This is a genomic window from Paludibaculum fermentans (assembly GCF_015277775.1).
Taxonomy (GTDB): Bacteria; Acidobacteriota; Terriglobia; order Bryobacterales; family Bryobacteraceae; genus Paludibaculum; species Paludibaculum fermentans.
Map to the genome: position 1 here is coordinate 8,347,556 of NZ_CP063849.1, position 12,756 is coordinate 8,360,311.

Annotated in this window: 8 protein-coding genes and 1 tRNA gene; 3 read left to right on the forward strand and 6 right to left on the reverse strand. The window is 62.1% G+C overall.

Annotated features, from left to right (window positions below):
• Window positions 1-55: 55 nt before the first annotated feature.
• The 6 genes from IRI77_RS33075 to IRI77_RS33100 all read right to left on the reverse strand — a co-directional run bounded on the left by IRI77_RS33075 (window position 56) and on the right by IRI77_RS33100 (window position 9,990).
• A complete protein-coding gene (locus IRI77_RS33075; protein WP_194449202.1) occupies window positions 56-3,409 on the reverse strand; it encodes an efflux RND transporter permease subunit in 3,354 nt (1,117 codons plus the stop codon).
• On the reverse strand, window positions 3,402-4,793 hold the full coding sequence (locus IRI77_RS33080; RefSeq protein ID WP_228486448.1) for an efflux RND transporter periplasmic adaptor subunit: 1,392 nt from the start codon (window positions 4,791-4,793) through the stop codon (window positions 3,402-3,404). The genes IRI77_RS33075 and IRI77_RS33080 overlap by 8 nt, the downstream gene beginning before the upstream one ends.
• Window positions 4,794-4,929: 136 nt before the next feature.
• A complete protein-coding gene (locus IRI77_RS33085) occupies window positions 4,930-6,255 on the reverse strand; it encodes a selenium-binding protein SBP56-related protein (RefSeq protein ID WP_194449204.1) in 1,326 nt (441 codons plus the stop codon).
• A gap of 192 nt (window positions 6,256-6,447) precedes the next feature.
• The gene (locus IRI77_RS33090; RefSeq protein WP_194449205.1) at window positions 6,448-9,174 is read right to left on the reverse strand and encodes a serine/threonine-protein kinase; all 2,727 of its coding nucleotides are present in this window, start codon (window positions 9,172-9,174) and stop codon (window positions 6,448-6,450) included.
• A gap of 22 nt (window positions 9,175-9,196) precedes the next feature.
• Entirely contained in the window at window positions 9,197-9,772 is a 576-nt protein-coding gene (locus IRI77_RS33095) for an ECF-type sigma factor (RefSeq protein WP_194449206.1), read from the reverse strand.
• Between the two features lie 141 nt (window positions 9,773-9,913).
• Window positions 9,914-9,990: transfer RNA gene (locus IRI77_RS33100), tRNA-Pro, on the reverse strand.
• 135 nt (window positions 9,991-10,125) lie between these two features.
• Here IRI77_RS33100 and IRI77_RS33105 point away from each other — a divergent pair.
• The 3 genes from IRI77_RS33105 to IRI77_RS33115 all read left to right on the forward strand — a co-directional run bounded on the left by IRI77_RS33105 (window position 10,126) and on the right by IRI77_RS33115 (window position 12,746).
• The gene (locus IRI77_RS33105; RefSeq protein WP_194449207.1) at window positions 10,126-10,524 is read left to right on the forward strand and encodes a LysM peptidoglycan-binding domain-containing protein; all 399 of its coding nucleotides are present in this window, start codon (window positions 10,126-10,128) and stop codon (window positions 10,522-10,524) included.
• Window positions 10,525-10,761: 237 nt separating this feature from the next.
• Window positions 10,762-11,769 (forward strand): type I glyceraldehyde-3-phosphate dehydrogenase, encoded by a 1,008-nt coding sequence (gap, locus tag IRI77_RS33110; RefSeq protein ID WP_194449208.1) that lies wholly within the window; start codon window positions 10,762-10,764, stop codon window positions 11,767-11,769.
• A gap of 191 nt (window positions 11,770-11,960) precedes the next feature.
• Complete coding sequence (locus tag IRI77_RS33115; protein ID WP_194449209.1) at window positions 11,961-12,746, forward strand: 5'-nucleotidase, lipoprotein e(P4) family; 786 nt, start codon at window positions 11,961-11,963, stop codon at window positions 12,744-12,746.
• Window positions 12,747-12,756: the final 10 nt, after the last annotated feature.

Here is a 12,756-nt window from a genome sequence, read left to right on the forward strand (position 1 = left end):
CCAAGCGGGATTGATGGAGTTTCAGGATTAGGTGCTCTCGCGGGGCACACCGGATTCAATCGCCGGACGATACCGCACCCTGCGTCGAATGCGAAACGGAGGTGTGCCCCGTTTCCGCAAGCACTTCAAAAGGCGGCGTGTGCCAGCCTCCGCTGAACGCACCCGCGTCCGGCAGCTGTCTTGATTTCCACAAGTCGTAGAGCACGGGATAGACGATCAGTTCTATGAGGAAGGACGAGGCGAGTCCGCCGACCATCGGCGCGGCAATGCGCTTCATCACTTCCGATCCTGTCCCCGTGGACCAGAGTACCGGCACCAATCCGATGAACATGGTGGCTACCGTCATGAACTTGGGCCGGATGCGCCGTACGGCTCCGCCTAGAATCGCCTGCCGCAAGTCGCTTCTGGTTCGCAGGCGGCCGGAGGCCTTTCTGGCTTCGTACGCCAGATCCAGGTACATCACCATGAACGTACCGGTTTCCGCATCCACCCCCAGCAGGGCGATCATGCCGACCCAGACGGCCGGGCTCATCGGGTAGCCCAGAAGGTACAGGCTCCAGATCGCTCCTATAGCGGAGAAGGGTACGGCCAGGAGGACGAGCGCCGTCCTGCCGAGCGAGCCGGTGTTCCAATACAGAAGGATTGCGATGAGCAACAGCGTCAGCGGAACCACCTGCCTGAGCCGCTGGCTCAACCGCTGATACGACTCATACTGGCCGCTCCACAGCAGCGTATAGCCGCCTGGCAGCTTGAGTTTGGCCCCCAGGAGAGCTTCCGCTTCGGCGACGTACTCTTGCGGATCGCGGCCTTCGAGGTCGATGTAGACATAGCCGGTCAGCAGCCCATTCTCGTCGCGAATCATGGCTGGGCCCTGCGTAGTCTGAACCCTGGCCAGTTGGCCCAGTGGTACGCTCTTGCTGCCTTCCCCTCCGCTGACCGGCACGCGGCGCAGGGCGTCCAAATCCTCGCGCCAGTCCCGCGGCAGGCGCACGTTTACCGGGTAGCGGGCCCGGCCCTGGATCACCGTTGTGACATTTTCGCCACCGATAGAGTTCTCTACAGCGACCTGCGCGTCTTCCATGTTGATGCCAGCGGCGGCGAGTTCCCGGCGATCCCAGTCGATATCCACATACCGGCCGTCGTTGACACGCTCGGCAAAGACGCTGCGCGTCCCGGCTACGGGTCTCAATACCTCCTCGGCTTGCGCACCCAGATCCTGAATTACCTGCAAGTCGGCGCCGGAGATCTTCAGTCCGAGGGGGCTTCGCATGCCGGTGGCCAGCATGTCGATACGCCCTCGGATGGGCATGGTCCAGGAATTTGCAATACCGGGCAGGCGCAACGCGGTATCCAGTTTGCCAATTAGTTCCTTCTGGGACATGCGATCGGAAGTGATGCGCCGGAACAGCGGCTTGAGCCAGGCGGGCGCCCACGATGTGTACCACGTGGGCTGTTCCGGCCACTGTTCACGAGGCTTCAACACGACCACCGTTTCCAGCATCGATAGCGGCGCGATGTCCGTGGCGGTATCGGCTCGCCCGGCCTTGCCAAGCACCTGGGCGATCTCCGGCATTCTCCGCAAGCGCGCGTCGGTGAGCTGAACAAGGCGCTTCGCCTGAGCAATTGAAATGCTGGCCACCGTTGATGGCATATACAGCAGCACTCCCTCGTCCAGGGGCGGCATGAATTCAGAACCCAGGCGCCAGCAAAGCGGCGCTGTGAGCGCGGCGGCGGCTAGAATCGCCGCCAGGATGATGCCTTTCCGGTTCAAGGCATGAATCAAAGCGGGCTCGTAGAGGCGGATGAGAGTCCGGCTGAGGGGATGATGCTCCTCGTTGCGAACTCTGCTGCTAAGCAACGAGGCCATGCACCGGCCCGCCCTCCCGCCATGCCAATGCCGGCGCCCGAGGCGCGCAAACATCAGCCGGAGTGCCGGATCCAAAGTGATGGTCAGGAAGGCCGCGATCAGCATAGTCAGGCTTTTTGCGTAAGCCAGCGGGTGGAACAACCGACCCTCCTGGCCATCCAGCGCGAACACCGGCAGGAACGCGACCGCCATGATCAGCAAGGCAAAGAACGCCGGACGCGCCACTTCCTTCATGGCGCGGACAATCACGGCATCCTGATCGCCCACCGAGCCGGCTTCCTGCCACTCCTCCAGCCGCTTGTGGGTCTGTTCGACCACAACGATTGCAGCGTCGACCAATGCTCCGGTCGCAATGGCGATGCCTCCCAGGGACATGACGTTCCAGGAAAGTCCCAGCAGGTGAAAGGGGCCGGCCACGGCCAGCACTGTCAGCGGGATCGTCAGGATGGGGATGATGGCACTTGCGGGATGCCAGAGAAACAGCAAAACGACCACCGCTACCGTAATGGCAATCTCCAACAAGGTCGTTCGCAAATTGTCGATGACGCGGCCGATCAGCTCCGAGCGGTCGTACACAGGCACGATGCGCACACCCGCCGGCAGGCCCGTTTGGATCTGTTCGAGCTTCATCTTAACGCCCCGTATCACATCCAGCGCGTTCGCGCCCTGGCGCATGATGACGATTCCGGAGACCGTCTCTCCCCGGCCGTTGAGGTCAGCCAGGCCGCGCCGTATCTCAGGTCCTCTGGCCACCGTTCCAACGTCCTTCAATCGGACCGAACCCGTGCCTTCGCCGTCCGACACCACGACCTCTTCCAGGTCCTCTGGATTCTTCAGATAACCGCGGCCGCGCACCATGTACTCAGATCCGCCGAACTCCAGCAACCGGCCGCCCGTCTCGATGTTGCTGCGCCGAACTGCCTCCACGATTTTTGACATCGGCAAGCCGAGGGCGCGCAACCGGGCCGGATCGACGGTCACCTGGTACTGCGAAGTAAATCCGCCCACGGCGGCGACCTCGGCCACGCCAGGCACGGAACGCAGGTGATAGCGAAGAAAGAAGTCCTGCGTCGAGCGCAGTTCCGCCGGCGTCCGTTTGCCGGAGGCGTCGGTTACGGCGTACTGATAGATCCACCCCAGGCTTGTTGCGTCGGGCCCCAACTCCGTCCTGACGCCGGGCGGCAGGCTGGAGATGGCTCCGGCGAGATACTCCTGGGTGCGCGAGCGCGCCCAGTACAGATCAGTTCCATCCTCGAAGATCACATAGACAAAGGAGTACCCAAAGTCAGAGATGCCCCGTACTGCCTTGACCTTCGGCGCGCCCAGCATGGCGGTGACGATGGGGTAAGTTACTTGGTCCTCGATGAGGTCCGGACTGCGATCCCAACGCGAGTACAGGATCACCTGGGTCTCACCGAGGTCCGGCAGGGCGTCGAGCGGGATCCGTCCCATGCTCCAGCAGCCCCACATCGCCAGGGCGAGAACCCCGCCCGCCACGGTTCCCCGCCGGCGGGCCGAGAAGTCGATGATCCGGTCAATCATGCGCGTTGCCCGTGGCCCGGGTGAGTAGGATTCCGTGCGCTGTTTCGAACTTCCGTTTGCATTGTTCCGAGCAGAAGTAGTGGAGAGCCCCTCTCCACTGCACCGTCCGGGCGCCGGCAACCGTGATCGCCATGCCGCAGGAGAGATCCGTCACCATTTGCACTTCCCGGCCCGGTTCCGCCTTTGGATGGACTGGCTGCTTCAGGCGGCTCTCGGAATCGAGCAGGAACGCGCCGGCGGTCACGACCCGTTCGTCGAGGCGCAATCCGCTTCTGACCTCGACACGGCCGCGATCCTGCCTGCCGGTTTCAATGGCTCGCAACTCATACTGGCCGTCACCGCGAGCCACAAATGCCCGATTTCCTGAGCCTGAGTTCAGTACGGCGTCGGCCGGCAGCGTTGGGTTTGTACCGGCGGGCCAATCGAGGACAACACTCACCACCATTCCGGGCACAAGCCTGCGATCCGGGTTGTTGACCTCCAGTCGCACGCGCCCCGTACGTCCTTCCTGGTCGAACTGGGGAGCCACGGATGCGGCCTTCGCCTCGATTGGCGCAGTTCCGTCCAGCAGCACCTTTGCGCCCTGAACACTTCCACTCGCGGGGGTTTCGCGGCTGGAGAGTTCGGCCAGCACCCACACGCGGGAAAGGTCGGCAATGCGGTACAGTTGGTCCCCTTTCATGAAGCGCTGTCCGACAGCGACGTTCCGCTCGATAATCTGGCCGGCTGCCGGTGAGGTCAGATCGATGTCGAGCATCTCCTGGCGGGTTCTCTCCAACTCCTCGATCTGTGCATCGCCCATGCCCGCGAAGCGCAAGTCATTCCTCGCTGTAGAGAGTTGACGTGCCGCCAGGGCGGACTGGCCCGGCTCGGCAGTAGCTTGTTTGCGAAGCCTCTCGGAAGACTCCAGCGCATAAACATAGGCCTGTTGCGGGGAGGCGAGATCCCGTCCATAGAAGGAGGCCAGTGGCTGACCTTGTTTTACACGGGTGCCCGTTTCGCCCGAGTAAACCCGGCGCACCCAGCCGTCCACTCCGGCTGAGACCCCAAATGTCAGTGCTTCGTCCGGGACCACTCGTCCAGCGGTCCGAATCTCCCTTGTTCCGGCGGGTTGCATCGTTTCTGTTTCGAGCTGGATGACCTGTTCCTGCTCGGGCGTGAGGCGCACACTGCCTGGGCTCATGGCGGACGTTGCGGTGGGGCGGCCGTCCGAATAGACAGGTTCCAGGTCCATGCCGCAATCCGGCGCGGTACCTGGCCTGTCTGAGCGGTATTGCGGATGCATGGGGTCAACGTAGTAGAGGGCTTTGCGCCCGATACCCGATGTGGCGGCCGCTCCGGGATGGCTGGTTGCGCGTCCTGCAAAGAAGGCTACAACCACCATCCCGATTGCTGCCGGTACGGCTAACTTTCCGTGCCCGGCCGTGCGTCCTCCGAGTATGTGATCAGAACTATTGGACTTTAGAGCCACGGCGTACTCCCTGGCTTGAGATTGCGGTTCGGTCCGGTTGACTGCGTGCCTACTTCATCGCTATGCCATGCGGACGCGCTTTCCCCGTGGAGAAGGCCGTATTGAAATCGAGTTGGAAACGTGTGTCGTCCGTCAAGGTGTCGTGGGTCACCTTCACAACGTGGACTTTGTGGTCGCCCTCGAAGTGGATGATGCCGCCGTCGTCCTCATTGAGGAAGTAGTCGGTCACCACCAGTCGTTTGTCGTCGCCGCTCAGCACCAGGTTGTGCGGGCCACTGTTGACCGGTCCCAGGGTCACGACGGCCACCTGTTTGAGATTGTGGCGATCCGTTGTGTCGAGCATGCCCACCTGCCCGGCCTGGAACAACCCGAAGATCAGCCGGTCGCCGCTCTGGGGAGTGGCCAGAATCTGTCCCATGCCTCCGGTTACGTCCGTATCGACATGAGGAGTCACCGTTGCACAGTCGAACGCGGCGGCCGCCGTGCCGGCCATCGGATCGATCATGTAGATGTGCCCGTCGAACATGCCGGCGACATAACCTATGCCGCGCGGGTCTTTGGGCAATATCTTCACGTCCATGGTGCCCAGTGCCGGACCTCCGTCGGGGGAGTTTAGATAGATCGTATTGGTGATCTTTCTTGCTTTGTAGTTCCAGATGCGAACCGAGCCCCGGAGTACCGGTCCAGCCGAGCCGGTGAGTGTACTGCTGGGCAGGATGAAGTCGGAGGTCATCATCAGGTTCAGGTCGGGGCGGGTGGAAATGCCGTGTGGATTGAAGCCATCCAAAGGCGGGCGCTCAGGCCATTCCTGGAACAAAGACATCGTGCCGAAGTGGTTGGCCACGAAATGCAGTTTGCCGTCAAACTCCGCTACGCGGCCGGGTGCTCCGCCGGTGGCCGAGCCCATCTGCGTGATGAGAAAACCGCCATCCTCGGTCGGCATGAAGTCGTCGGTAATGCTCGACTCCACGGCCTTGGTTGAGAACAGGAACTTCGGGTCGCCGGCGTTGCTGACATCGAAGAAGAAGATCCCGTTCTGCCCTTTGAGGAGACTCAGTAGGCCGCCGCAGCCCAGTATCGTCTTGTTGGCGTTGAGGTGGCAGTGATGCGGTTCATTGCCCACGTTGCCGGGCGGCGGGATCGGCACGGTCTTGATCACCTTGCCGTAGGAGCTCGAGTTCTCGTCGAAGTTGATGACCGCCAGGAAATCCGGTGCCTTGCGGGCCTCGTCTCCCGCCCAGATATAAAGGATCTTTTCCCTGCCGCCTTTGTGGTTGTCGTCATCAGCGAAGCAAATCGCCGATCCGTTGATGCCCAGCAAGGCGGCGAGTAGAGTTCCCGCCACCTTCGTGTGAAACGTTATCTTCCGGCTCATGTGAAATCCCCTCAAGGTTAGAAATGACAGACCCGGCAATGGCTTCGCCTCCGCGACAACAGCATCCCCTGTTGTTCACCTGACGGACTCAGCTTGTCTGGACTCCAGCGGCGGCAGCGCTCAAGGCCGGTCCTTTGCACTGGTGAGCGCAAAGCGCGGCGGGCTTTTGCAGGGGGAACGAAAATCGTTGAATCAGCGAGCGGCGCCGGTCGCGGCGAGGGCTTTCTGCATTTCGGCCGCAAGAGGAGCCGGAAGCTTCCGGTTGGCGGCCAGAGTCCGCCACTGATTGACGGCCTCTTTCTGCTCCACCCGCGCGCGAGCCGCATCGCCCAGGAGTTTGTAGATGTCTGCCACCCAGGTCTGGAACCGGGGCCTCCAAGCGGGCCCGGTAGGCGACTTGTCGAACTCGCCGAGGAGTAGGGAATGCGGCCGGCAGCGTGCAATGAGGCCTTCTGCCTCGGCTCGATTGTGGCGGGCCGCTATGTCGCGGCCCAGAGCCGAATAGGCTCGGATCAACCAGGTCTGGAGGTTCACATGCTTCGGGTCCGCCGCTGTGGCGCGTTCGCCAATCTCCACCGCCCGGCGCAGTTCCTTCGTCGCGGAATCCGGCTGCTTGCGTGAGGTGTAGACACCCGCCAGACGCAGGCAGACGTCCATTTGTGAGCGGCGCAAGATCTGATTGTTCTTCTCCGCGCCGGCCAGCGTCTCCATTCGGAGAAACGACTCGCGCAGGCGGCGGATCGCTTCGTCATCCTGAGGCGGCAGGGCGCTACCCAGGCGCATCAGGGCCATCGCATAGTCGGTTGCCACGGAGCGGGATCTGGGGTCGGCCTCGAGCATCCAAGCGGCCTGGGCCAGCATCAGGCGGAAGTTCTCCAAACCCTTGGCGCGATCGCCCAGGCTGATGCCCGGGAAGCCCCACCAGGCATCGCCTACCTTGGCGTAGGCCAGCATTAGATTGCGGCGGTTCGACATCGAGTTGGGTTGGCCGGCAATGACAGCCTTCCCCAGGGCGACGTACTTTTCGTACTGGGGCAGGGCTTCGCCGGCTCGCCGCGCGTTGAGTAGCGTCGAACCGTAGGCGGAGTAAGCGTTCGCCAACTGTCCCTGCAACTCCCGGTCCGACGGAGCTTGGCGGTAGAGTGGCTCGAGTATGTCCACTGCCTTACGGCCGAACTCCGGGTTAGGTTGCCCAGGGCCAGTGTCCTGGCACATCTCGACGTAAATCCGGGCCAGCTCGCGGCTTAACTCGCGATGATTTGGGAAGCGCCGCTCTTCTGACTGGACCGCAGACAGGGCTGCATGAAGATGCTGGGTCGCCTCCAGGGAGTGCCCGGACCGCTGTGCCGCGTTGCTGAGCGACAGATGGGTCTCCGCCAGTTCCATTGAGACCTCCAACGGCGACGTTGGAACTTGTGCCGCACGTTCGAGATAGGACAGTGCGAGCCGGAAGTTCGCATTCGCCAACTCAGCCTGGCCGAGACTGGGCGCGAGATAGCTGCCCTGGATGCGCCCGATGCGGCGGTAGCCCGCACCTAGCTCCAGCAGCAGCTGCGGGTCGTTGCCGGCCTCCTGCGCCAATCCGTTCAGGTAGGTGAGCGCCGACTCGACAACCAGTTTTTGTGCCGGCACAGACGACGGCAGCTCTGCGATCGCGTTCTCCACGTCGAACATCAGAGTGCGGGCGATGCCTCTCACCTGGTTGAATCGCCGCTCTGCCCGCCGGGCCTGCATCCAGGCGGAGAGGCCCCCGGCGAACCCCGTCAACAGGACCAATGCCGCCGCTGTAACGGGAAGCCATTGACGTCGCAAAAAACGCCCCAAACGATAGGCCCGGTGATTTCGCCTCACGGAGATGGGGCGGCTATCCAGATGCCTGCGAAGATCTTCGGCCAGTTCCTTCACGCTGGCATACCGCTGCTCAGGCGGTTTGCGCGTAGCTGTGCCGACGATGCTATCCAGGTCGCCGCGCAATGCGCCGCGGCGGCTCACCGGAGCAGCCGTGCTGGGGACGGGTACATCCCTCTCGCAGACCGTCCGTTCCAATGCAGCCGGCGAAGTGGTGTCCGCTGTTTGGGCTCGTGAGTCGCAGAGCAGCTCAAACAGGAGCAGGCCCAGCAGGTACACATCGGTCCGCGTGGTGATCGGCCGCCCTTGAATCTGCTCGGGGCTCGAGTAATCCGGTGTCATCGGAAGCAGGCTTGTCACCGTGACGCCGGGTAGCAACGGATCCATCATCTTGGCGATGCCAAAGTCCAGCAACTTGGGCTGGCCGGAGGGATCCACAAGGATGTTCGCTGGTTTGAGATCGCGGTGGACGACCAGGTTTTCGTGCGCGTACTGTACGGCATCGCAGACCTTCAGGAAGAGCTCGATGCGCTCACGCAATGGAAGGGCGCGGTTGAGGCAGTAGTTGTGGATTGCTTCTCCGCTCACCAGTTCCATTGCGAAATAGGGCAATCCTTCATTCGTCGATCCACCGTCCAGCAGCCGGGCGATGTTCGGGTGTTCCAACCGGGCGAGGATCTGACGCTCTTCCCGGAACCGCTCGTCGAAGTCATGAGAGTAGGGGGCGCGCGTCGCTACTTTCAAGGCCACGGTTTGCGAAAATTCACCGTCGCGAACTGCTGCGAAGACGGTGCCCATGCCGCCGCGACCGATCTCGCGGGTGATCCGATAGGGACCCACCTGCTGGCCATGCCAGGGTTCGGTTTCAGGGAGAGGAATCTGAGCCAGCCCGGCGATCGCTTCGCCGAGAACACTGGGCCCATCGAAGGACAGCAGGCGCTCCAGCGATTCCCTCACTGCTTCGTCCAGACTCGAAAGGAACTCCTGCCGACGTTCGGGCGGCAGGCTGAGGGCCTGGTCGAACAGGGCGTCCAGGCGGCGCAAGCGGCTTTCGTTCGAGGCATCCATCATGACTGCAAGCGGATTCCCGGAGCTACATTTGCAGCCTGCCGTGAATTGCTTCATTCAGCCAGGCCTCGGCCATGTGTTGATCGCGGCTGACAGTGGCCGCGGAGATCTCAAGGATTGTGCCTACTTCCTCCAGGCTCAGCCCGGCGAAATAACGCAGTTCCAGGATTCGCGCTTTCCGCTCGCTGATCTGAGCCAGTTGGTTGAGTGCGTCGTTGAGTTCGAGAAACCGGCTTGCGTAGTCGGGAGCCGCGATATCGGTCTGATCGATGCCCACGTGCCGGGCGTCCCCGCCCCGCTTCTGGGCATTGGCCTGGCGGGCATAGTCGACCAGGATCTGGCGCATGAGTTGAGCCATCAGCCCCAGGAACTGGCGGCGGTTCTCGAACTCCAGGTGATCGATTCGCAGCAGGCGAAGAAAGGCCTCATGGACCAATGCAGTGGGTTGGAGAGTGTGCCCCGGCCGCTCGCGGCGGAAATAGGAATCGGCGAGGCGATGCAATTCCGGGTAAAGCAGTTCGGTCGCCTTCGCCAGAGCACCCGCATCCCCGCCGGCCCAACGGTCCAGCAGTAGTGTTACCTGTTCAGCCGTTGTCTCCACAGTATTGTGAGATTATGGCACGCTGCGGTCGGTGCGGGGCCTAGTGGGAGTCCGGGAAGTGAAAAGGGAATTGATGGAAGGAGGAACTGAGACGGAGGTCACCCCGGGGATGGGACGAAGTTACAGTTAGAAGAAATGAAATGGTCGGGGCGAGTGGATTCGAACCACCGGCCTCCTGGTCCCGAACCAGGCGCTCTACCAGGCTGAGCCACGCCCCGACGATCTACAGCGGAATGAGGCGCTCGGGAGGCGCTCTCAACTCCTTGATTGTAGTCTGTCCCCCGCCGTACCGCAACCTTTCCCGCCTCTCACCCGCCTGCTACCATGGCCTCATTCCTAATCTGGAGGGCCGCATGCCTACACTGGACGATTTCAAAAAGAAGTATGAGTCGGTACTCGAACTCATTCCAAAGAACAATGTCCGCCTGGACCACTTGCACGTCGCCAACGAGAAGCTCGTGATGACCGGCGCCGCACCATCAGAGAAAATTCGCAACAAAGTATGGAATCAGATCAAGGCGGTGGACCCGATCTTCGCCGATCTGCAGTGCGAGATCGCCATCGACTCGAGTCTGCCGGAGCCCATCCGGACCTATACGGTGGTGGCCGGCGACTCCCTGTGGCGCATCGCTCAGAACCACTACGGCAACGGGGCGCTGTACCCGAAGATCATTGCCGCCAACCCTGGAAAACTGAAGGACGATAAGTCGGTCATCCACCCCGGCGACGTCCTCGCCGTCCCGGAAGACTAGACTTCGGATATTAACTCGTCACGGCCGGCACGGCGTGCGGACTCCATCCATCTGGGGGGCGCGCCGGGGCCGGCCGTTGTGTTTTCAATCGTCTGGCGCGGAGACTCATTGCGCCAGGCCGCTCGGAGGGCAAGCTCTCTGGCATATCAATCCGCCTGGAAATCGAACTGAAACGTCCCGTTCTGGTATGCTGGAGTTGAGCGTTTCATTCCTACTAAGAGAGAGGTTACTCCTTAAATGGCTGTCAAAGTCGCGATCAATGGGTTCGGCCGCATCGGACGCAATGTCCTGCGCGCGGGTATCAACAATCCGGGCATCGAATTCGTCGCCACGAACGATCTCACCGATACCAAGACCCTGGCGCACATGCTGAAGTACGACTCGGTGCTGGGTCCCCTGCACGCCGATGTCAAGGCCACCGAGGACTCCATCGTTGTCAACGGCAAGGCTATCCGAGTGTTTTCCAGCAAGGATCCCGCCGCGATCGACTGGTCCAGCCTGGGCGCCGAAATCGTGATCGAATCCACTGGCCGCTTCACCGATGCGGAGCAGGCCAAGGCCCACCTGAAGGGCACCGTCAAGAAGGTCATCATCTCCGCGCCGGCGAAGAATGAAGACATCACCCTCGTGCTCGGCGTCAACGACGACAAGTACGATGCCTCCAAGCACAACATCATCTCCAACGCCAGCTGCACCACGAACTGCCTGGCGCCCTTCGTGAAGGTTCTGCACGAGAAGTTCGGCGTGGACCGTGGTTCGATGACCACCATCCACAGCTACACGAACGACCAGAACGTGCTCGACTTCCCGCACAAGGATCTGCGCCGCGCCCGCGCCGCTGCCATCAACATGATCCCCACCTCCACCGGCGCCGCCAAGGCCATCTCCCTGGTGATGCCCGAGTTGAAGGGTAAGCTCGACGGTTACGCCATGCGCGTGCCGACGCCCGACGTCTCCGTGGTCGACCTGGTGGTCATCCTCAACACGCCCACCACCGCCGAAGCCATCAACGCCGAGCTGAAGGCCGCCGCGGAAGGCCCGCTCAAGGGCATCCTGGCCTACACCGACGATCCGGTGGTCTCCACCGACATGCTGAAGAACCCGAACTCGTCCATCGTCGACGGCCAGCTCACGAAGGTCATCGGCGGGACTCTGGCCAAGGTTGTGTCCTGGTACGACAACGAATGGGGCTATAGCTGCCGCGTTGTCGACCTCTGCGTCTTCCTGGCCGCCAAGGGCCTCTAAGCCGTATTCGTTGGATCTCGAAACGCCCCGGACGGCTTCTGCCGCTCCGGGGCGTTTCCCTTTTCACCGCCCTGCTTCGCCGGCAGCGCTGGCGCGTGGGGCGGCCCGAGTCGCATAATCATCGTTTGGTCTTCCAATTCATCATGTCTCTGAACGCCCGCTCTTTTACACTCGGCCTGCTGGCTTGCTTGATGCCGCTTTCCGCGCAGGTCATGGACGCCCTGAACAGCGTCGCCTGGACCCAATCGTCCGTCGAATTCAGGGGCAACGCCCTGCAGGCGTGGCACTCTGCCCGTCTCGCGCTGCCGAAGGCCCTGAAGGATAAGAAGTGGACCGCCGCCATCGAGCAGACTGGCAGCTTCAAAAAACTGCCGCCCGCTATCATCGTCGACATCGATGAGACTGTATTGGACAATTCGCCAGGCCAGGCGCGTTTCCTGTTGGAAGGCAATGGCCGTTACTCGATGGATAAGTGGATGAAGTGGACCGCGGAGCAGAAAGCCAAGGCGATTCCCGGCGCCGCCGAGTTCCTCCGCGATGCCGCGGCTAAAGGCGTGACTGTGTTCTACGTCACGAATCGGGGGCCGAAGGAAGAGGCGAACTCCCGGGCCAACCTGGAAGCCGAGAAGTTCCCCCTGAAGAACGCGGCCCTCGGCGATATCGGCGACACCGTGCTCATGGCCGGCGAGAAGCCGGAATGGACCTCCGACAAGGGCATACGCCGCGCGCTCATCGCAAAGTACTACCGCATCATCCTGCTCTGCGGCGACGACCTCAACGACTTCATCCCGGCGCGCCTGACCGTGGCGGAGCGGGCTTCCAAAGCGAAGCCTTACGACTCCTGGTGGGGCGAGCGTTGGATCATTCTGCCCAACTCGGCCTACGGCTCCTGGGAAGACACGCTCTTCGGCTTTGACCGGACGCTCTCTCCGCAGACCATCCAGGAGCGCAAGGTGAAGTCATTGCGCCGCGACTGATCTCTCGTTG